Raw genomic sequence first — 19,745 nt, forward strand, 5'->3', positions numbered from 1 at the left:
ACTTTTTTTCCCCATCGAAGGAAGACACTTAGCTGTCAGTTACGATCAAGTAGCTTCAGAAACTCTGAGTCAGTGCCAATGACAAGGTTACTCTTAGGGAGTGTTTTCTTATAGGCGTCCATGGTTCTCATGAACTCATAAAATTCTGCATTGCCTCGCAGTGACTCCGCATAGATAGCAATCGCTTCAGCATCCGCCTTACCCATGATTTCCTGAGATTGGCGATAAGCATCCGATTCAATTTCTTTAAGGTCAAGATTCATTTGCCCCAGGATCTTGGCCTCTTCACCTTTACCAACAGAGCGTGTTTTCTCTGCAATTCGATTCCTTTCAGAGATCATACGATCGAACACTTTGTCCTCGACTTCCTGAACATAGGCAATGCGAGTAATCAAAACGTCAACCAGCTCGATCCCTAGTGAATCTAATTCTATTTGCGCCTGGGCCGTGATCTGTTGCGATAGCTTTTCCCGACCAGCCGTGACTGGCTCAATCTCTCCTGTAACTTTTTCGTCTGTGGTTTCATCATTTTGCTTCACCTTTTCAATAATATCGTTAGTGTTGCGTACTGCCTCTACCAGGTTGTAGTTGGAAATTACGTTTTTAGTTTTACCATCCAAAATACCCGTAATCCGTTGCAAGGCTAAACGTATATTCTTAACTGCCTTAAAAAACGTCTCGGGATCTTTAATCCGCCAGCGAGCGGTGGTGTCCACAAGAATAAACTTTTTATCCTTTGTTGGTACCTGGGCTGGATCTCCATCCCAATGCAAGATACGCTTGTCGAAGTAACTGACATTTTGAATGAACGGCGCTTTAAAATGAATTCCCGCATCGGTCACGGGCTTTCCCATAATCTGACCAAACTGAGTGATGATAGCTTGTTGTGCTTCGTTAACAATATAAACTGAAGAGTTGATCAGAGCTACCACAGCAACGATTGCAGCAGCTATGAATCCCACTTTTCCTGACATGTAACGCTCCTATTTAGCTGATTGATTCGCAACTGGTAATTGTCCATAAATAGGCATCAAGCCCTTCACCCCTTCATCGACGACCGTAACATTACTAGCATTGCTTAAGACTTCTTCCATGGTTTCAATATAAAGTCGCTTGCGGGTCACTAGAGGAGCTTTTTTATATTCAGTTAGCTGTGCTTTGAAGCGATTAGCGTCTCCACGAGCTTTGTTTACAGCTTCCTTTGCATAGGCCTGGGCTTCTGCTATTTGCTGCTCTGCCTTACCACGAGCTTCTGGAATGATGCTATTATACTTTCGTTCTGCTCGGTTGATCGCCTGCTCCTGCTCCTGCTTGGCCGCATTCACATCATTAAACGCAGCTTTTACACGATCTGGAGGAGTCACCGACTGCAGCTCTACCGTTGTCAGGCGAATCCCTAGATCGTATTGATCCAGAGTTTCCTGCATCAAATCTTTGACATGTGTTGCGATTTCCATTCGACCTGTAGTTAAGACTTCACCCACCAAACGATCGCCCACCACTCGCCTCATCACCGACATGGACACATCGCGGATGGCCTTCCGCACATCCGCAGCGCGGAACAAAAATCGCCATGGATCACTGATCTCGTATTGAACCATCCACTCCACATCAGCGAGATTCAAGTCACCAGTTAGCATTAAGCTTTCGCTGTTCACCTGTTCTCTAGTTCGGGCCCGGTAGCCAAAAACTTCTTCCTGTCGCCTTTTTGATTTAACTTTATAGACTTGGTCTACCCAAGGAACCTTGAAGTGCAAACCAGGCTGGCTCGTGTGAATGTACTTACCGAAGCGGGTGACCACTCCTTCCTCGTCAGCCTCAACCGTATAAAAGGCCTTCAAACCACTCAAAACCGCAATAAAAATCAGTATACCTAGTAAGATTTTCTTAGGATCTGCACCCGCACCTCCACCGCCAGATCGGCCATTACCTTTCTTTTTCGCGCTGAAGATATCTCTCACTTTTTCCGCATACTGGTCAAAGTCACCGTTACCTTGTCCCATGACAATGTGCCCTTATTAAATTTCATTATATTCCCTTAACGCCGCCTTATTATGGACTGTTTTGGTAGTTAAAACTAGGTCTCTCGGGATTGCAGATGAGTTTTTTTACCATCCACTTGACGTATCGTTGGCAATTCGAATCAATCGGGTTATAAGAAGGGCTTAATGATAACAGGAGGGCTTTCTTGCGCGCTGCAATTTTTATCGACGGCGGATATATACAATCCCAGTTTAAACATAATCACATCGATCCGGACTGGGAAGAAATCAGTGATTTCTTACTCGAACCTCTACGCCAACAAGTTCCTTTGGACCTTTTGCGCTGCTATTACTATTACTGTGCTCCTTGGATGTCCCAAGAACCCACTGAGTCAGAGCTCAAGCGCATGGAAAATCATAAAGAGTTTGTCAGCGACATAGAAAATTTGGATCGCTGGGCCATGAGGCTTGGCAAGTTAGAGAAGCGCTGGGACGGAAAAAAAGAATATTTTGAGCAAAAGCGCGTGGACGTTTTACTTTCGGTTGATCTAGTTCGTCACGCTGCCGCTGGACATATTCAGCATGCCGTACTTGTGGCTGGGGACAGCGACTTTGTTCCTGCCGTTGAGGCTGCGAAGGAGCACGGCGTTACAGTATCTCTGTGGTGCGGAAACTTTCGCACCGTTCACAAAGATCTTATCGCCCTGGCAGATGAGGTTCACACCTTCCGCTGGGATGAGTTTCCTAGGTTTGTCTACGTCGACCCCAAGCCAGCAAAGCCCAAAGGCGGCAATAGCTCTAATAACAAGGGTGCTACAACGAGTAAAGGCCCGAAGAAAGACGACCAGGGACCCAAAAAGGGCACTCAGCAGAACCGAAGTCGAAACAATAATCGCAATTCAAATCAGCAAGGTCGAGGACGACCACGCCGCCATGAAAAGAAGGATGCGAAAAAAGAGCTTCAGTCTGCTGGAGACAAAAGTTCTTGGACGGAACGCATTCGCAAATGGTGGGAAGAAGACTAGCCAACTACACGGAGCCAGCTCATATTCGGAATACTCGACTCCTCTCAGGCGCAGACAAGTAGTCCCAGGGCTGATAGAATGGGGCTTGTGGCAATTTCCTGAAACACAAGCTCAGCCATTCTGTTGGAGTTTAAATGAAGAAAACTGTTCTAGCTGTTACCACCTTCTTCAGCATCACAGCCTACAGCCAAGACAAGAGTCAAAATACCATATGGCCAGACGGAGTGAATGCCGCTGCCTATACTGATATCAGTGTTGATCGAGGAACTGTACTAGATCGAGAATTATCCAGCCTGAGGCTATTGGCAGGATTTCAGTTAGTCCGTCTATGGGAAGCTGCATCGATCAGCGTCGGCTTTGGCAAGGTAGGATTCTATGATGCCGTCCATGATTGGGACGATGGCGATGAAAAGTTCCAGTTCAACTACCAAGGCCCGACTTTAGGAGTCGAATTGTTCCCAAACTTTCCGATCAACGCAGAAATTGTTCACTTCATCAATCCAAGGGGCAAAGGAGTCGAAAAGATCTCCTCGGAGCTAACGAGCGGGCTCGAAGAGCAAGGCGATTACCGAATGCGCTATAACTTTAAGATCCAAGACACGACCCTCTATATGGGCGTCAGGCTCTGGGATCAGCTCCGGCTGATGGTGGGGCTAGGGAATCGCAGCATCGACTGGACTTATAAGGTCACTCGCCATGACGAGGATGCAACAGTAAGCGGGATCGAACGCCCCACATCAGGAAGCGAGACGTCTCAGTATATACTTGTAGGAATACGAGGCACCCAACTCATGAACTAGTTGCATCGGATTTTTTAGAAGCAGCGCTGCGATGCCCTCAAGCTCGCTTCAGCTTCTTGGCACAGCGCTCTTTGGCTTCGACACCACAGATTTCACACTTATCCATGTCACCATTGAGATTATTTAATCCGCCACAGCTGCCTGTGATTGGTTTTTTCATAACAATCACACCGATTGCCATCCCAACTATCACCAGTGGAAAAACGATCATAGCGATCAAGATTTCCATAAATTATCTCCTAATTAAGTAAATATGGCTCAAAACCTGGGGAAACCATTGTTTTGAAACCATTTCCGTCCCGTACAATCATCAAAGCACCAACTTGATCGCGCTTTGCAATGCGCATCGCTTCATCTGGGCCCAGCACCATAAAAGCCGTCGCCAGGCTATCCGCCTCGGCACAACTATCGGCTAAGACAGACACGGAAGCAAGTTTGTGGGTGATCGGCTTACCAGATCGTGGATCGATCAGGTGAGAGAATCGCTGACCATTCGTTTCAAAATAATTTCGATAATCTCCCGAAGTGGCCAAAGACTTGTTTTCTAATTTAACCACTTTCAGCAGCTGCCGGTTCCCAGAACTTGGCATTTCAATACCGATTTTCCATGGATGCCCAGGGCTCTTCATTCCTTTAGTCCGAACTTCTCCACCGATCTCCACCATGTAATGGCCGATACCCTGTTTTTCCAGATACTCAGCGAGTAGATCGACACCATAGCCCTTAGCAATTGCCGAAAGGTCCAAGTACACCTGATCGCTCGTCTTGCTCAAACCCTGTTCAGAAAGTACGATTTTATCGAGACCAATTTGCGATCGAATTCGCTCCAAGTCCACGTCACTTGGCACTTTCTCTGGCTGTCCCTCTGGACCAAACCCCCAAAGGTTAACAAGCCGACCTACGGTGGGGTCAAAAGCCCCCTCGGTGCGACGAAAAATCTCCTGGGAAAGAGCCACAACGTAAGCAAACTCTTTGGCAATAGGATAAACCCGCTCCAATTCACCCTGATTGAAAGCGCTAATTTCAGAGCTGGTGATATAGGTCGACATCTGCCGATTGACTTCTTTAAGAAGCTCATCGATTTTCACCTGAAAGTCTATGGGGCGATACTCAGTAAACTTAACGTTATAGGTCGTGCCCATGGTACGACCTTGGTAATGCAACACAGTTTCCGCAAAACTTAGTGACGCACTTAAGCCTATCACCAAACACAGGATTAATCGTGCCAATCTAGCCTCCGAAACGGGAAAAGGGTGCATGTAGCACCCTTATCAAATCATCTGTTGTGACGTATATCCTTGTCTTACGGATTTATCCACCAAAATCATCGAGTAGGATGTTTTCATCCTCAACCCCAAGGCTATGAAGCATATCGATCACAGCCTTGTTCATCATCGGGGGTCCACAAAGATAGTACTCAATATCCTCTGGAGCATCATGATTCTTCAGATAATTATCGTAAAGTACCTGATGGATGAAGCCTGTATAGCCCGTCCAGTTATCCTCAGGAAGCGGCTCTGAAAGTGCGCAGTGCCACTTGAAGTTCTCATTCTCTGCCTGGAGTCCGTCGAAATCTTCAACGTAGAACATCTCACGCTTACTACGGGCACCATACCAGAAAGTCATTTTTCGATCGGAGCCAAGTCGCTTGAGCTGGTCGAAAATATGAGAGCGCATTGGCGCCATACCAGCACCACCACCGACAAAGACCATCTCATTCTTGGTTTCCTTGGCGAAAAACTCTCCGTAAGGACCAGAAATCGTTACCTTGTCTCCAGCCTTGAGGTTGAAGATATAGGATGACATACGACCTGGAGGTGCATCAGGGGCGTTACGTGGCGGTGTTGCAATCCGCACGTTCAGCATGATGATGCCTTTTTCTTCAGGGTAGTTTGCCATGGAGTATGCGCGAATGGTTTCGTCCTTCGTCACTGACTTGTACTGGAAAACGTTGAATTTTTCCCAGTCATCTCGATACTCTTCTTGAATGTCGAAGTTCTTAAAGTCAGCCGTGTAAGCTGGAGCTTCGATCTGAATGTATCCACCAGCTCGGAAGTTCACGTGCTCACCCGGAGGAAGCTCTAGAACGAGCTCCTTAATGAAGGTAGCCACGTTGTCATTCGATCGAACGGTACACTCCCACTTCTTCGTATCCAATGCTTCTTCAGGAACTTCGATCTTCATGTCGGATTTGCAAGTAACCTGGCAGGATAAGCGTTCCCCTTCTCGCGCATCTTTCTTCGAGATATGAGAAAGCTCGGTAGAAAGAATCTCACCACCACCCTCAAAGACCTTCACCTTACATTGCGCACAAGTTCCACCGCCACCACAAGCAGAGCCTACGAATATTTTTTGGTCGGCAAGTACGTTCAATAGTTTGCCACCTGCAGGCACCGTAATAGCCTTGTCAGGATCGTCGTTAATTTCAATTGTGATATCGCCAGAGGCGACCAATTTTGACTTTGCGAAAAGGATGACGGCAACGAGACACAACACGATTGCTGTGAACATGCCTACACCCAATATAATCTCTTGCATGCTGAATTACCTTCCTTCCTTAAAGTTGGATTCCTGAGAATGCCATGAAACCCAATGACATGAGTCCTACGGTGATGAAGGTGATGCCAAGCCCCTTCAGCCCATCTGGTACATCGGAGTACTTTAGCTTTTCTCTAATACCGGCAAGTGCCGCAATTGCAAGCGCCCAGCCAGCCCCAGATCCTAAGCCGTAAACTACTGACTCAGAAAAAGTATAATCCCTCTCTACCATAAATAGAGAGCCACCAAGGATGGCACAGTTCACTGTAATCAAAGGCAGAAAGATACCAAGGGCATTGTAGAGTGCTGGCACGAAGCGATCTAAGGTCATCTCTAGTATCTGAACCATCGCCGCGATCACACCGATGTAGGAGATTAGACCAAGAAAGCTCAGATCGGCTTGAGCTAATGCAGGAACACCTGTCCACGCCAACGCTCCCTCTTTAAGGAAGTAGTTGTAAAGCAAATTATTTGCCGGAATGGTAATCACTTGTACAACAATTACTGCAATGCCGAGGCCTACTGATGTATCGACCTTTTTGGAAACTGCCAGAAAAGTACACATTCCGAGGAAGAATGCGAGAGCCATATTTTCGATAAAGACGGCTTTAACAAAGATGCTAAGAAAATGTTCCATATTAGTTCTCCTTTTCCACCTGGTCTGTTTTCCAAATTCTCAGAATCCAAATAAAGATTCCAATGAGGAAGAACGAACTAGGTGCCAAAACCATCATTCCGTTGGTCTGGTACCAGCCACCTTCAGTAACCGGAGTCATGATGTTGACGCCGAAAATCGTGCCCTTACCGAACAACTCTCTAAAAAAGCCTACGAAAATAAGAACGATAGAGTAGCCAAGGCCGTTTCCAATACCATCCAGAAAGCTCTTTCCTGGCGCATTCTTCATGGCGAACGCCTCAGCACGTCCCATCACAATACAGTTGGTGATAATCAAGCCAACAAATACCGAAAGCTGCTTACTGATATCGTAGAAGAACGCCTTTAAGAACTGATCAACTAGGATCACAAGCGAAGCAATGACTGCCATCTGAACAATGATCCGGATGCTGTTCGGAATCACGTTTCGAATCAAGCTCACAAACAAGTTAGAGAACGAGAGAACAATGATAACCGCGAGGGACATTGTTAGAGTTGTGTCCAAGCTCGTTGTAACCGCTAACGCTGAACAGATTCCAAGAATCTGAAGAGCAATAGGGTTATTAACAAAAATCGGACTTAAAATTATATCTTTTGCCTTTTCAGCCATTGAGATTCCCCTTTTCTCTTACTTTTATGAGGTAATCTTGAAATCCATCCGGCCCTAGCCAGAATCGAACCATCGCGTGGACACCATTTGCCGTAAGAGTCGCACCTGAAAGGCCATCGACTTGGTGAATCGCATTTGGATTTGATTCTTGAACCTGACCTTTAAGCACAGAAAAGACTAGGTTCCAGTTGTCATCATATAGCTTCTTTCCAACCCAGCTGGCTTTCCACTTAGGGTTGTCAATCTCCCCACCGAGTCCAGGAGTTTCTGCATGCTCGTAGAAGCCTAGGCCCACAACAGTTGTTGTATCGGATGCGATCGCTAAAAACCCATACATGGTAGACCAAAGCCCTTTGCCGTGAACAGGAAGAATTACTTGCTTGAGTTCGTTGCCTTCCATCACTTCGTACACAGATGCTACCTTAGCCGTCCGCTTGATTCGGGCAATATCCCGATCGTTTGGAATCTTCTCGGATCTTTTAGGGTCTGAAGCCGCCTTGCGCTGCTCATACTTAGCAGCATCAATATCTTCGGCATACTCGCCAGAGTCCAAGTTCACCGCTCTAACACGAATCTTCTCAGCAAAGACTTTCTCTACATCCACACCTTCTTCAAGTAAGCCTGCAGCAGCAAGGATATTCTTCTTCTTATCTAAAGCTTTGTTTGCTTCCTGGGTAGGCCGCAATAGAACCGCAGCCATTGACACTAGTATGGAGCAAACCACACAAAGAACACCAGCGACCAAAAAGGTCTTGCCAACTGTTTCTCGTTTTCCACTCATGATGCCACTCCTGTTCGAACTTGTCTGCGTTTGATGTTTGCCTTGACGACGTAGTAGTCGATTAGCGGCGCAAATAGGTTACCAAACAGGATGGCCAGCATAACACCTTCAGGGAACGCAGGGTTCAAGGAGCGAACCAAAATCGCCATAACACCAATCAAAGCACCGTAAACCCACATGCCTTTTTTAGTCATTGCTGATGAAACTGGGTCCGTCGCCATGAAGACCAAGCCAAAGGCAAAGCTTCCAATCACCAGGTGCCAAGCTGGGGACACTGAGAACATAGGGTTGGTGTCACTACCGATGCTGTAAAGCAAACTAGAGAGGAACAATCCGCCAAATAGCATACCGACCATCACACGCCAGGAACCAATTCCTGAGGCAATCAAGACAACTGCTCCAAACAAGCATGCTAGAGCCGAGGTTTCTCCCATTGAACCAGGAACAAATCCAAGGAATGAGTCGATCCAGGTGTAGCCGTTCTGAACGATGCCTTCTGCACCGCCGATAGCTGCAGCACCAAGAGCAGTTGCACCAGTGAAACCATCGACCGCAGTCCAAACCGCGTCACCAGAAATTTGGGCTGGATAGGCGAAGAACAAGAACGCGCGAGCGGTTAACGCTGGATTCAGGAAGTTTTTGCCTGTTCCACCGAAGACTTCTTTACCAAGCACAACCCCGAAGGAAATCCCGACAGCAACCTGCCAAAGCGGGATTGTTGGCGGTAGAGTTAGTGGGAAAAGCATACCTGTCACAAGAAAGCCTTCATTAACCTCGTGCTTTCTGACAATTGCGAAGAGGACTTCCCAAAAACCACCAGCGATCTGAGTCACGAGGAATATTGGAATAAAATATAAGGCACCATGGACAAAGTTAGCCAAGATGCTAGCAGAGTTGTAACCGACGCCGAGCGCTCCAATCACATCAGCACGCCAACCAGTAGTTTCCGCGAGCCCCATATTTGCCAATGCAATATTAGCTTGAAGCCCAGTGTTGTATAGTGCCATGAGGATACAAGGGAACAGTGCTACCGCAACCGAAATCATGATTCGCTTCAGATCGATCCCATCACGAACATGAGATGCTCCCTTTGTAACTTCACCAGGAGTATATAAGAATGTATCCGCAGCTTCATATAGGGGATACAATTTTTCAAACTTCGCACCTTTTTCAAAATAAGGGTGCAAATTGTCTAATGCAGCGCGTAGTGGTTTCATTAGCCATCCCTTTCAATTAACGTCAGGCAATTCCTGAGATGCGGCCCATACTCTAGCTTTGTTGGACAGGCGAACGTGAGAAGCCCCAGGTCCTCTTCATCCAACTCTAGAGCGCCAAGTTGCTGAGCTCCATCGGTATCTGCTGTGAGCAGGGCCCGTAAGAGATAGGTAGGCTCGACATCTAAAGGCATCACGCGCTCGTAACTTCCAATGGGCACCATGGCTCGCACGCTACCACCTGTGGAAGTCGTAAAGTCAAATTTTTTCTTCGGTGTGAGCCACCAAGAAAGAAACGTTCTTTTAACGGAGAATTTATCAAATCCGGGCCCATGCCAGCCAAGAAGTTCGCGATCACGACCTTCGGCGATCACTGATACCTGTTGGTGGAAACGACCAAGAAAAGCGTAAGGACCAACTGCGTTGCGGCCAGCGAATACGGAACCAGAAATGGTTCGAACCTCTCCCTGCTTAACCTTTCCTTTTGTAAACTCGGCAAGATCCGCCCCCAAAGGAAGACGATAAAGCTTAGGATCACGAACCATAGGGCCAGCAAGTGAAGTCACTCGTTCTAGAGAAAGCTTGCCGCTCGTGAACAATTTACCAATGGCGATAACATCTTGGTAATTAACACTCCACACGACCTTCTCACTACCAACGGGATCTAGGTAGTGAATGTGGGTTCCTGCAAGCCCAGCGGGGTGAGGCCCAGCAAAAGTTTCAAAGTGAAGCTGATCAAGATCAGGTGCTGAAATCTGAGTTTCAGGCCCCTTGCAGACGTAAACTTTGCCATCGGTCAGACGAGTAAGGACTTTTAGTCCGCTGTTGAAACTCGCTTCCTGTCCTTTTAGAACGACTTTAGGATCGGCAGCTAGTGGGTTGGTGTCCATGGCCGTCACGAAAATACTGTGCGGCTTGCTACCCAAAGCAGGAGCCTTGCTGAATGGTCGGGTTTTAAATGCAACCCAAAGCCCTGCCTGATTGAGGTTATCCTCGACCTCGTCACGACTCAATGTTAAAAGTTGACCATCCTGATAGGACTTGAACGTTTCCGCATCGGTGCCATCGACAGATACGACGACCGATTGGAGAACACGCTTCTCACCGCGATTGATTGCGACAACTTGACCGCAAGCTGGCGACGTAAAGCGAACACCTGGATTTTTCTTATCCACAAACAACAATTGCCCAACTTTAACGCGATCACCAACTTTGACATGCATAGTGGGTTTCATGCCAACGTAGTCTTCGCCGACAATGGCGACTTGCTTCGTAGAGGCATTTTCGATCACTTGGTTAGGCTCACCCGTAATTGGCAGATTTAGACCTTTCTTAATCTTAATCATTTGTCGAGCCGGATCCTTTCAATTCGAAGGTAGTATTGACTCACAGTAGACTGAAGCAAAGAGACTCAGAGCTACTACTGAGAAGAGCGTGTACTATTATCACAAACGTCCAAATTATCAAGAAACCATTGAAAGATCACACTTTGACGGTGGAAAAGATAAATCAATGAATTCTCGGTATTTGCTTGCCATTGTACGCCTTCCTGACTTTGATGCAATAGTAAAACATTCCATTAAGTCATCACTGGCCTACAAAGCATTAGGCCTATTAAATGCTAATTGCAACGACACAAGGCAGTTTAATAAAGCTTAGTATTATCAAAAGCCTTATATAAATGATCCACCTGGTCGGCATAGCCATTAAACGGCAGCGTTTTCTGCCTCTTTGCAAACAGTCCGGAGCCAAGAACACGCTCCGTTTTTTGAGACCAGCGGGGGTGAGCTACGCGAGGATTCACATTGGAATAGAAAGGATACTCTTGGGGCGCCGAAATTTCCCAGCTAGTCTTAGGCTGTTTTTCTAAAAACTCTATGCTGACAATCGATTTAATACTTTTAAAGCCATACTTCCAAGGGACCACAAGACGTATCGGAGCCCCGTTTTGATTTGGCATCACCTTGCCATACATTCCTACCGCCAAGAATGATAGGTCATTCATGGCCTCATCGAGCCTTAAACCCTCTTGGTAGGGCCACTGTAAGACCCTGCTTTTCTGTCCTGGCATCTGCTTTGGATCAAATAATGTTTTGAAGCGGATATACTTCGCCTTACTTGTAGGCTTAGCCTTCGCAATCAAAGCCCGAAGGGGAAACCCTAGCCAGGGCACCACCATCGACCATGCCTCCACACACCGGAATCGATAGACCCGATCTTCAAGGCTCAATGGTTTGAGAAAGTCCTCTAGCAAGTAGTCTGCAGGCTTCTCAACATGCCCCGATACGCGCAGGGTCCAGGGTTTGATTTTAAGTTTTTGCGCATATTTTTTAGGATCGGACTTATCCGTCCCAAACTCGTAGAAATTATTGTAGCTACTCGCATACTTGAAGGGTGTGATAGATTTTTTTAGGGCTGGCTCTTGATACTTGGGGTTGGCTTTCGCTGCCAAGCCAAAAGCCTGATCCTCCCAAAGGGTTTGGAAAGCTAAAGGCCCCACGGCACTTAAAATCAGGCTATCACGGGCGGCCTTCAAAATTGTCCGCCGGCTCGCATAAACATCCTCTGGAGTGATCGCAGAAGATGGAACTTCAAGAGAGTCGCGGACTTTTATAAGCATAGATAAAAACCTGAATCTAAAGCCTAACCAATATGATTCAAGGCTAAGGGACTCGGACAAAAAGCGCAAAGAAAATTTTGGTGCACGCCCCTTAGGTGTACTTTCCCAGGGCCCGACTGACAATATCGATAAAGGCATGTTTCTGTTGGAGGTGCACGTTGTGGCTAGCGCCTGGTACGGCATATGTCTTCCAGCTGAGTGGAAGTTGAGACATGATTGCAGCGTATTTTTTGTCATCCACTCCAGAGATAAAACTTAATTGCTTGCCATCATCTGCAAAATGATCTGTGGCTACCATAGAACCCACACTCAAAAATTGTAGGGATCGCTGGATCTGCTCAGGAGACTGGCTAAGACGACGAGCCAGCATGGGTTCAAAACCATCGCAGGCTCCTAGCCCTCGAAACAGTGGGAGCCGATACCATGCCTCTAAAAAGTCCCGAAACGAGCGCCTGCCAGCAAGCACATCCTGAAGCAGGAACTGATCCTTCTGATATCGGCTTTCTCGTTCTCCAAGTGAACTGATTCCAAAAGAGGCTGACTCGATGAGCAGATGGTCGATATCCCCTGGGCATTGAGCTTTAAGCCGCAGGGCTAAGCGCCCTCCAAGTGAGTACCCGAGCACTATCAGTCGCCCCTGCTGCTCTGAACGGATGTCCTGCCAAAGGCTTCTCGTTATAGATTCGAAATCCGTCCACGGATTGGCTTCTTCAGACAGCAAGCTCTGTCCATGGCAGGGCAGATCATACAAGACATACTTGATCCCAGCCTGTGGCAAACCTTGAACGACAGGCAACCAATCACGATGATCACCCATAAAGCCGTGTAGCATCACTACGGTCAGGTGAACAGGTTTCGAGCCTACAACCACCCTTGAAAAAAGGGTCACTCGGATTTTCTCTTGTAGGTTAAGAAGGAAAACTTTTCGGGGTCAGTGTGGTACTCTTCGCTAACTAGCTCAAAGTCTTGCAAAGCCTCTAGAGGATAAGACACATCTCCATCGACCTCTTTATGAATCCGCGTCATAAAGATCTTCTGAACCAACTCCATGGACTGTCGATAGATTTCCCCCCCTCCCACAACATAGATCTCTTCGCCCCATTGATCGGCAAGATCCCCACATTGGGCGAAAGCTTCTTCGAGAGAGCATGCCCGCTGCACTCCTTCGGCGGCGAAATCATCCTGCCGTGTCACCACGATATTAAAACGCTGGGGCAACGGTTTACCAATGGATTCAAAGGTTTTTCGGCCCATGATGATAACGTGCCCAGTGGTCACAGCCTTGAAAAACTTCAAATCTTCCGGCAAGTGCCAAGGAAGGGAGCCATCGCGACCAATTGTTCCATTTTCTGCGCATGCAACGATATGGTTGATCTTCATATGGCTACCTCAGCTTTGATATGGGGGTGAGGATCGTATCCTTCGAGCTTAAAGTCTTCAAACTTAAAGTCGAACACCGATCGAACTTCGGGATTCAGTAACATTTTGGGCAATGGCCTTGGCTCTCGTGACATCTGTTCCCGAGCCTGCTCTAGATGATTGTGGTAGAGATGCGCATCGCCAAGAGTATGAACGAAGTCGCCAGGCCTCAGATCCAGCTCCTGGGCCATGATCATGGTCAGAAGAGAATAACTGGCGATGTTGAAAGGCACACCCAAAAAGATGTCAGCACTACGCTGGTAAAGCTGACACGACAGAGCGCCATCAGCAACGTAAAATTGAAAAAATGCGTGACAAGGGGGTAGAGCCATTTTATCCAGTTCTCCTGGGTTATAAGCTACAACCAAATGGCGTCGCGAGTAAGGATTACGGCGAATATCGCTCAGTACCTGCTGAATTTGATCGATTGTCTGGCCGTCTGGAGTTTGCCAGGATCGCCACTGTGCGCCGTAGACTCTGCCAAGGTCTCCTTTATCATCGGCCCATTCATTCCAGATTCTGACTTTGTTTTCGGTAAGATATTTTATATTGGTATCACCGGAAAGAAACCAAAGTAATTCGTAGATTACAGACTTTATATGGATTTTTTTTGTGGTAACCAGGGGGAAACCATCAGCCAGATTAAAGCGCATCTGGTGACCAAAAATACTCTTGGTTCCAGTGCCAGTGCGATCCTCGCGATCGACTCCTTCATGAAGGACTTTTGACATCAGATCTAAATAGGCTTGCATATACCTCTCAGCACGTAGGAATGAAAAACGCTCAGTTTAATGACATTATAGGAAACCCTGGAGAAAAGAAACCACAAGAACAGCGTTGGCAGTCGGTGGGCGAGACGGAAAGCCGGTTTAGGGCCTCAACCAAAAGTCAGCTTAAACTTACGGGAAAGGCATTTTTATAGCGCCATAAAAACACAGCCAATAGTAATAACCTAAACCTTCCTTTTCGTATAGATAAAATAAACTGATCTTATTGAACAGATCAGAGTTTTTTCAAAATCGATATATTTTTTCTAAACAGAACACCATGCAAAAGCCCGTGGCCCAAGCCATTCGCTTTTTCCTTTAATTCCCCTTACTGTCAATTCACATCCCTTTAACAGAAATTCCAATTGCTAGCTGTAAGAATGCTCGCAATTCAGAACTTATGACATTTTTATGGAAAGGGATCATTATGAAAGCCTTACTATTAGCTACGGGCGTGACTTCAGTTCTTCTAGCATCTTGCGGTAGCCCACAAGTATCAGAGCCCAAAATTAATATTGATGTTCCAAAGGATGCTATCAGCTACGATTACGCCTCATCACTGACTGATGCCCTTGATGGCCTTCTAGTGCAAGGCAAAACTCAGTTCACTCTTGATGATTTGATTGCAACCTTACCTCTACCTGACGGGGTTTCTCCAGAAGATATCGAACCATATCTAGAGAAAAGAAATCAAGAGCTAGAGATTGAGTGCCAAGGCCGTAAGTGCAAACTCAGCAATGACGGGGAAGCTTTTGAGGTGAAGGTTGACTCTGCTACCATCCTCATTGGCAAAACTATCGAAGCTTCCATCAAGCTCTCAGAGGATAACAAAGAGCTAGAAATCTGCCGTATATCGGGTGTTCGCGCTCGGGTCGGCGTCACACAAAACGTTGACGGTGGAATTCTAAAACTAGGCAATGGCTCCATCGATACATTCAAAATTGATGTCGGCATATTTGGTAGCTACCCAAGCCGATCCTGTGATTTTTAGTAAAAAAAACGACTAGCAAAATGCTAGTCGTGCTTATGTTCTTCATCGTCCTCAAAAAAACCACTATTCCTGAACTTCCTTACCAAGAACCAGGCTTGCATCATGATCATCGGTGCCAGCCTTCTTCTTACCAAATGTCCAATAGAGGTTGCAGAAGTAATTAAAGACACTGGCTGGGATAATACCAGATGCCTGGTAGAGATACTGGTTACCATCAGGGAACATGGCGTTGAGACTTAGGAAGGTACCGTAGCTAACTAGTAAGGACATCAGAGACACCACATTAAACTTGAGCCCCCGAACGATAAATCGAGAGTCCCCTTTTGATTCGCTGAAAGTCCAAAGATTATTCAGCAGAAAGTTCCAGATGATGGACACTTCAATTGCTAGTGGTGACGCCAGATAAGGCTCGGCACCCCAAGTTTGGAACAACCAGAAGAAGAAGAGGTTTACAACCACCCCAGAAAGCCCAACTGCACCAAACTTGATGAAACGTTCCATTCCGCGGAGCCGGATCGCGAAGGCGTTTTGAATAAACTCAATAATGTCCTTGAGGCCCAGCTTCGATTCCCCATAGGCTCGATCGGTGAATATCACCGGCACTTCACGAACCCGAGCACCCAGCACATAGCACGCGTGTAGAAGGCTCACCTGAAAGCCATAGCCTTGGGTTTTTATAGAGTCAAAATCGACCTGAGATAGCATTGATGTCCGAATCGCCCGAAAACCGGCGGTGCAGTCACGGACTGGGTAGATACCTGCGACCATTCTTGCAACGATATTGCCGAAGAATGAATTCGCCTTCCGCCAGAGCTTCCATTCATCAGGAATTCTGCCCCCTGAAACGTAGCGGCTTCCGATTACGAAGTCAGCGCCACGCTCGATTTCATGGAGAAGGCGTGGAATATCTTCTGGATCGTGAGAAAAGTCACAATCCATCTCAAAGATGACATCGGCATGCATCGCCATGGCCTCAGACATCCCACGGATGTAGGCAGCGCCAAGGCCTTGTTTTTGCCCTGTCATCAAATGAATCCATGGCGAAGTTTCCATGGCAGCTTTCACAATACCTTGGGTCCCATCAGGGGAGTTGTCATCCACCACCAAAACCTGAAGCTCATGCTTGAGTTCGGCACGAACTTGCTCCAAGGCATGGAGCATCGGGCCAATATTTTCCCGCTCGTTATAGGTGGGAAGAACAATAATCACTTTCATTAGCTATAACACCGCCATTTCGAACTATTTCAAACCTAACCCGACTAGAGGCTAGCAGTCTCGCTGTACCGGGACAATGTGTGATATCAGCTGGACCAGTAAAAACAAGCCAATAATCACCTTCAGAAGATCTGTTGGCTTAGACTAGACCACCAGTAGCAATGCTTATTGCGCCGTTTAGACATAAAGATAAAGTTCTGAAATTAAGGAAATTTTTCGCCATCTATGAGGAAACTTCGCGAATTGACTATTTTTATCTATTGTTGAAATTCTGCGAAACCTTTAATCCCTTAGGCAAGACTACATCTAATTCTAAGAGGTTTTACTATGTTGCGTCGCCCGAGCAATTGCTTCGCATTGCTATGTTTTATGTCGTCCTTTTTGCCGCTGGTCAGCCAAGGAGCTGAGTCCCCTTTCCATCTAAGGGTCAATATGCTGCTTACCGAAGCCCCCAAAGGCAGCCTTGAAGCTCGATGGGGCACTGTAGATAACCGGGAAAAAGCCGAGACCGAGCAAATCCATTTGCTTGCGAAAGCCAAGTCGATGGCCGGCCGAAACAGCCACGTTCAGCTAGAAATCTATTTAGAAAACAAATCGGATGAGTATCTGGACCAGGTAAAGCTGCATATCCATAGGGCTAGCTCGGAAGATGATCTATTCGATATCACTGAAGATGCCTACACTGAAACTCCACTAACAGTTCCAGCTGTGATCGAAGTGAATCGGATGGCACCATTTGCTGTGCGCAAAGTCAGTCTTGCCGTAAGGAAGTCGTTGGCCCCGTTCATCCTAGGCAAGCTAACTTATCAGCCGTCACCTAGCCAACAGGCCCCCGTTTCTAGTAGCAACATCCTTGTCACAGATAAGGGGGACGAGCTATGGGCACTAGATTCCGAAAACCATCAGGTTGTTGTGTTCCGCCTCAGCGACTATCAAGAAGTAGCTCGCATTTCGGTTCCTGAAGGCCCATCAAGCATCGCTTACCATCGAGGTTTGAACCGTATGCTTGTAGCATCCAGATTGGCGAATCAAGTGTCGATCATCGAACCGATGAAGAAGACGATCCTCGCTACCATCGGCGCCCAGGATCAGCTGGGTCGCGAACTTCGCGAGATACTAGCCTCACCGGTGGATAACAAGGCCTATGTCAATAGCTACGTGGAAGGCACCATCACTGAAATTGAGCTTAACCCCGATGGCCAGCTACTCAGCTTTCAAAGCCTAGAAATCGGTCCACGACCAGCAAAAATGAGTATGACCCATGACGGCTCTGAAATCTATGTCGCCCACTTTCTGCCTCGTGGCCCCATTCGTAGCAATGAGTCCTGGCTCAGCAATATCGATCGCAAGTCATTCAAAAAACTCAAGGACAGTATCATTGAGGACCACTTCAACCCCGATCAAGAAAATCTCGCATGCCTCGCAGACTTTTACAGCAACTATCCCCCTGCCAAGCTTTTGTTCGATAAAGTCAAAGCACAGGATCTAAGCCTAGAAGGTGTTGCTAGCCAACTAGCTGGTGTATTCCTAAGCCCATCGGGGGAGCATGCTTGGATTCCAGGCACTCGAATCACGGGAGCCCTTGTGGTTTTGGAAAAAGGACCAGATGCCGACCCAAACCTACAACGATTCGGAGGGCTCCAATTGGCACAGTATGTTGCACCGATCATGTTCCCTATGCATGTTGGTAGCGACAAGCGGCTCCACGAAATTTACATCAACGACTTTGAGCTGGCGATTCCCACCCTCGGTAATATCATCCGATGTATGAATCACCCTTTAGAAATCGAGTTTATCGATCGTGAACTCAAGAAAAACGGTCGCGAACAGATCAACCCCTTTCTTGCCTACCCCGTTCCGCAGGGTGCTCTATCTGGATTCGGATTGGTCAAGCAGATCAGCTTCAGCGAAGGTGGTCGCTTGGCGTTCTTACTAAGCCACAGTTCTGATGAAATAGCAGTCTATGACAATGTTGAATTTCATCCTGCAAGCCAGGAACACTTTCAACTATCTGGCTCAAACCCCAAGGGCATGGCTATTTCCCCAGATTATAAGCAAGCCTTTGTCCTGTATGAAAACTCACCGCACATCTCAGTCTTAGATATCAGCGCCTACAGCCGCGCCGCTGGCGACCTTCGATTCCCAGAGCAGATTCCCTACTACTACGGGCCAAGCCTTCAAAACCCAATTCAGCTGGGAAGCTTACCGAGCTTTCCTTTAAATAGAAAGATCGACCAAGCTCCCTTAGAACCGAGGATCAAGGAACGAGCTCAACTTGCTCTTTGGAGCAAAGACCCTCTAAGCCCCGACTTGCGACGCGGTAAAATCCTGTTCTCGTCGGCCAATCCTGATAAGTACCCCGTATCTCAAAATCGATTGGGAGCTTGTGCTTCGTGCCACCCTGATGGTGGTAGCGATGGCTCCAGCTGGGTGACTATGGAAGGGTCGCGGCGAACCATGTCCTTACGTGGCGGCGTCAAAGATCGCGGCTGGCTTCACATCAGCGCGACACACAAGGATGCCCACGAGTTCGTCGAACTTGTTGTAAAAGAGCGCCTTGGAGGAAAGCTAAACAAGGACGATCTTAGAAACCTCAGCCTTTACCTTGACGAAGGCATCCCCAAGCTCCAAAACCCCAGAGTGAATCAAGAACTCGCGGCACAAGGCCAGTTGCTTTTCCAGCAAAAATGCCAATTCTGCCACCAAGGACCAGCCTATACCAGTGGCCACCTCACTATGGGCGAGGAGCCAGCCCTCTATAACCTAGGAACAGGCAACCTTGATCATGGCGTCGGCTCCGGGAAGTTTTTTAGTACACTGATCGGCATCAGCGACTCCGCATCTCAAGAAATCATGGAAGCATTGCTAGGCGATCGTCGCCTGGGACCTGGAGACCCTATCCAAGAGATCTTAGACTTCCGCCAACGTCCGGTTCGCGAAATCGGGCAGTTCAAGGCTCCCAGCCTCGTGAACACCTTTGACTATTCGATCTATCTGCATGATGGCTCAGCAGCTAGCTTGAAAGATGCTATCAAAGCCATTGCCGCAAAGCTAAATTACCAGCTCAAAGATGACGAAGTTGATGCTCTAGAGGCTTACCTAAAAACTCTTTAACCCTTCACCCCATG

The 19,745-nt window shown here is 47.3% G+C and carries 19 protein-coding genes; 4 read left to right on the forward strand and 15 right to left on the reverse strand.

Annotation, left to right across the window (positions count from 1 at the left end; translation table 11 throughout):
* Positions 1 to 35 precede the first annotated feature (35 nt).
* Together hflC and hflK are read right to left on the reverse strand one after the other, a co-directional pair.
* Positions 36 to 974 (reverse strand): protease modulator HflC, encoded by a 939-nt coding sequence (gene hflC / locus B9N89_RS08250; protein WP_132317499.1) that lies wholly within the window; start codon positions 972 to 974, stop codon positions 36 to 38.
* Positions 975 to 983: 9 nt separating this feature from the next.
* Positions 984 to 2,003 carry an FtsH protease activity modulator HflK gene (hflK, locus tag B9N89_RS08255; protein ID WP_132317497.1) on the reverse strand — a complete coding sequence of 340 codons (1,020 nt, stop codon included), beginning with the start codon at positions 2,001 to 2,003 and terminating at the stop codon, positions 984 to 986.
* Positions 2,004 to 2,188: 185 nt separating this feature from the next.
* On the opposite strand from hflK, the gene B9N89_RS08260 reads away from it, so the two are divergent.
* Complete coding sequence (locus B9N89_RS08260; RefSeq protein WP_132317495.1) at positions 2,189 to 3,007, forward strand: NYN domain-containing protein; 819 nt, start codon at positions 2,189 to 2,191, stop codon at positions 3,005 to 3,007.
* Between the two features lie 134 nt (positions 3,008 to 3,141).
* Positions 3,142 to 3,807: a hypothetical protein gene (locus tag B9N89_RS08265; RefSeq protein WP_132317493.1), complete on the forward strand. Its 666-nt coding sequence runs from the start codon at positions 3,142 to 3,144 to the stop codon at positions 3,805 to 3,807.
* Between the two features lie 37 nt (positions 3,808 to 3,844).
* On the opposite strand, the gene nqrM is transcribed toward B9N89_RS08265, so the two are convergent.
* The 12 genes from nqrM to B9N89_RS08325 form a co-directional block, all read right to left on the reverse strand.
* Positions 3,845 to 4,036 (reverse strand): (Na+)-NQR maturation NqrM, encoded by a 192-nt coding sequence (gene nqrM / locus B9N89_RS08270; RefSeq protein ID WP_132317491.1) that lies wholly within the window; start codon positions 4,034 to 4,036, stop codon positions 3,845 to 3,847.
* Between the two features lie 10 nt (positions 4,037 to 4,046).
* Positions 4,047 to 5,066, reverse strand: a complete 1,020-nt coding sequence (locus tag B9N89_RS08275) for an FAD:protein FMN transferase (protein ID WP_132317489.1) — start codon at positions 5,064 to 5,066, stop codon at positions 4,047 to 4,049.
* Positions 5,067 to 5,118: 52 nt separating this feature from the next.
* A complete protein-coding gene (gene nqrF / locus B9N89_RS08280; RefSeq protein ID WP_132317487.1) occupies positions 5,119 to 6,345 on the reverse strand; it encodes an NADH:ubiquinone reductase (Na(+)-transporting) subunit F in 1,227 nt (408 codons plus the stop codon).
* Between the two features lie 19 nt (positions 6,346 to 6,364).
* Positions 6,365 to 6,982 (reverse strand): NADH:ubiquinone reductase (Na(+)-transporting) subunit E, encoded by a 618-nt coding sequence (nqrE, locus tag B9N89_RS08285; protein WP_132317485.1) that lies wholly within the window; start codon positions 6,980 to 6,982, stop codon positions 6,365 to 6,367.
* A gap of 1 nt (position 6,983) precedes the next feature.
* Complete coding sequence (locus tag B9N89_RS08290; RefSeq protein WP_132317483.1) at positions 6,984 to 7,610, reverse strand: NADH:ubiquinone reductase (Na(+)-transporting) subunit D; 627 nt, start codon at positions 7,608 to 7,610, stop codon at positions 6,984 to 6,986.
* A complete protein-coding gene (locus B9N89_RS08295) occupies positions 7,603 to 8,391 on the reverse strand; it encodes a Na(+)-translocating NADH-quinone reductase subunit C (protein ID WP_132317481.1) in 789 nt (262 codons plus the stop codon). The genes B9N89_RS08290 and B9N89_RS08295 overlap by 8 nt, the downstream gene beginning before the upstream one ends.
* Positions 8,388 to 9,608 (reverse strand): NADH:ubiquinone reductase (Na(+)-transporting) subunit B, encoded by a 1,221-nt coding sequence (locus B9N89_RS08300; RefSeq protein ID WP_132317479.1) that lies wholly within the window; start codon positions 9,606 to 9,608, stop codon positions 8,388 to 8,390. The genes B9N89_RS08295 and B9N89_RS08300 overlap by 4 nt, the downstream gene beginning before the upstream one ends.
* A complete protein-coding gene (locus B9N89_RS08305) occupies positions 9,608 to 10,951 on the reverse strand; it encodes a Na(+)-translocating NADH-quinone reductase subunit A (RefSeq protein WP_132317477.1) in 1,344 nt (447 codons plus the stop codon). Before B9N89_RS08305 ends, B9N89_RS08300 begins: the two co-directional genes overlap by 1 nt.
* Before the next feature lie 299 nt (positions 10,952 to 11,250).
* Entirely contained in the window at positions 11,251 to 12,225 is a 975-nt protein-coding gene (msrP, locus tag B9N89_RS08310) for a protein-methionine-sulfoxide reductase catalytic subunit MsrP (protein ID WP_132317475.1), read from the reverse strand.
* Between the two features lie 91 nt (positions 12,226 to 12,316).
* Complete coding sequence (locus B9N89_RS08315; protein ID WP_132317473.1) at positions 12,317 to 13,114, reverse strand: alpha/beta fold hydrolase; 798 nt, start codon at positions 13,112 to 13,114, stop codon at positions 12,317 to 12,319.
* Positions 13,111 to 13,605 carry a dihydrofolate reductase gene (locus B9N89_RS08320; protein WP_132317471.1) on the reverse strand — a complete coding sequence of 165 codons (495 nt, stop codon included), beginning with the start codon at positions 13,603 to 13,605 and terminating at the stop codon, positions 13,111 to 13,113. The genes B9N89_RS08315 and B9N89_RS08320 overlap by 4 nt, the downstream gene beginning before the upstream one ends.
* The gene (locus B9N89_RS08325) at positions 13,602 to 14,396 is read right to left on the reverse strand and encodes a thymidylate synthase (protein WP_132317469.1); all 795 of its coding nucleotides are present in this window, start codon (positions 14,394 to 14,396) and stop codon (positions 13,602 to 13,604) included. The genes B9N89_RS08320 and B9N89_RS08325 overlap by 4 nt, the downstream gene beginning before the upstream one ends.
* Positions 14,397 to 14,838: 442 nt before the next feature.
* Here B9N89_RS08325 and B9N89_RS08330 point away from each other — a divergent pair, with 442 nt between their 5' ends.
* The gene (locus tag B9N89_RS08330) at positions 14,839 to 15,402 is read left to right on the forward strand and encodes a hypothetical protein (RefSeq protein WP_132317467.1); all 564 of its coding nucleotides are present in this window, start codon (positions 14,839 to 14,841) and stop codon (positions 15,400 to 15,402) included.
* A 63-nt stretch (positions 15,403 to 15,465) separates the two neighbouring features.
* Here the strand turns inward: B9N89_RS08330 and B9N89_RS08335 are convergent, their stop codons facing one another.
* Positions 15,466 to 16,617: a glycosyltransferase gene (locus B9N89_RS08335; protein WP_132317465.1), complete on the reverse strand. Its 1,152-nt coding sequence runs from the start codon at positions 16,615 to 16,617 to the stop codon at positions 15,466 to 15,468.
* Positions 16,618 to 16,944: 327 nt separating this feature from the next.
* Between B9N89_RS08335 and B9N89_RS08340 the strand changes: the two genes are divergently transcribed.
* Positions 16,945 to 19,731, forward strand: coding sequence for a YncE family protein (locus B9N89_RS08340; RefSeq protein ID WP_132317463.1), 2,787 nt, complete (start codon positions 16,945 to 16,947; stop codon positions 19,729 to 19,731).
* Positions 19,732 to 19,745: the final 14 nt, after the last annotated feature.

Source organism: Pseudobacteriovorax antillogorgiicola, from assembly GCF_900177345.1.
Taxonomy (GTDB): Bacteria; Bdellovibrionota_B; Oligoflexia; order Oligoflexales; family Oligoflexaceae; genus Pseudobacteriovorax; species Pseudobacteriovorax antillogorgiicola.

Bases quoted from the DNA above. Each gene is read 5' to 3' on its own strand.
- hflC (WP_132317499.1), bottom strand. From the start codon at position 974: ATGTCAGGAAAAGTGGGATTCATAGCTGCTGCAATCGTTGCTGTGGTA.
- hflK (WP_132317497.1), bottom strand. From the start codon at position 2,003: ATGGGACAAGGTAACGGTGACTTTGACCAGTATGCGGAAAAAGTGAGA.
- B9N89_RS08265 (WP_132317493.1), top strand. From the start codon at position 3,142: ATGAAGAAAACTGTTCTAGCTGTTACCACCTTCTTCAGCATCACAGCC.
- nqrM (WP_132317491.1), bottom strand. From the start codon at position 4,036: ATGGAAATCTTGATCGCTATGATCGTTTTTCCACTGGTGATAGTTGGG.
- B9N89_RS08275 (WP_132317489.1), bottom strand. From the start codon at position 5,066: ATGCACCCTTTTCCCGTTTCGGAGGCTAGATTGGCACGATTAATCCTG.
- nqrF (WP_132317487.1), bottom strand. From the start codon at position 6,345: ATGCAAGAGATTATATTGGGTGTAGGCATGTTCACAGCAATCGTGTTG.
- nqrE (WP_132317485.1), bottom strand. From the start codon at position 6,982: ATGGAACATTTTCTTAGCATCTTTGTTAAAGCCGTCTTTATCGAAAAT.
- B9N89_RS08290 (WP_132317483.1), bottom strand. From the start codon at position 7,610: ATGGCTGAAAAGGCAAAAGATATAATTTTAAGTCCGATTTTTGTTAAT.
- B9N89_RS08295 (WP_132317481.1), bottom strand. From the start codon at position 8,391: ATGAGTGGAAAACGAGAAACAGTTGGCAAGACCTTTTTGGTCGCTGGT.
- B9N89_RS08300 (WP_132317479.1), bottom strand. From the start codon at position 9,608: ATGAAACCACTACGCGCTGCATTAGACAATTTGCACCCTTATTTTGAA.
- B9N89_RS08305 (WP_132317477.1), bottom strand. From the start codon at position 10,951: ATGATTAAGATTAAGAAAGGTCTAAATCTGCCAATTACGGGTGAGCCT.
- msrP (WP_132317475.1), bottom strand. From the start codon at position 12,225: ATGCTTATAAAAGTCCGCGACTCTCTTGAAGTTCCATCTTCTGCGATC.
- B9N89_RS08320 (WP_132317471.1), bottom strand. From the start codon at position 13,605: ATGAAGATCAACCATATCGTTGCATGCGCAGAAAATGGAACAATTGGT.
- B9N89_RS08325 (WP_132317469.1), bottom strand. From the start codon at position 14,396: ATGCAAGCCTATTTAGATCTGATGTCAAAAGTCCTTCATGAAGGAGTC.
- B9N89_RS08330 (WP_132317467.1), top strand. From the start codon at position 14,839: ATGAAAGCCTTACTATTAGCTACGGGCGTGACTTCAGTTCTTCTAGCA.
- B9N89_RS08335 (WP_132317465.1), bottom strand. From the start codon at position 16,617: ATGAAAGTGATTATTGTTCTTCCCACCTATAACGAGCGGGAAAATATT.
- B9N89_RS08340 (WP_132317463.1), top strand. From the start codon at position 16,945: ATGTTGCGTCGCCCGAGCAATTGCTTCGCATTGCTATGTTTTATGTCG.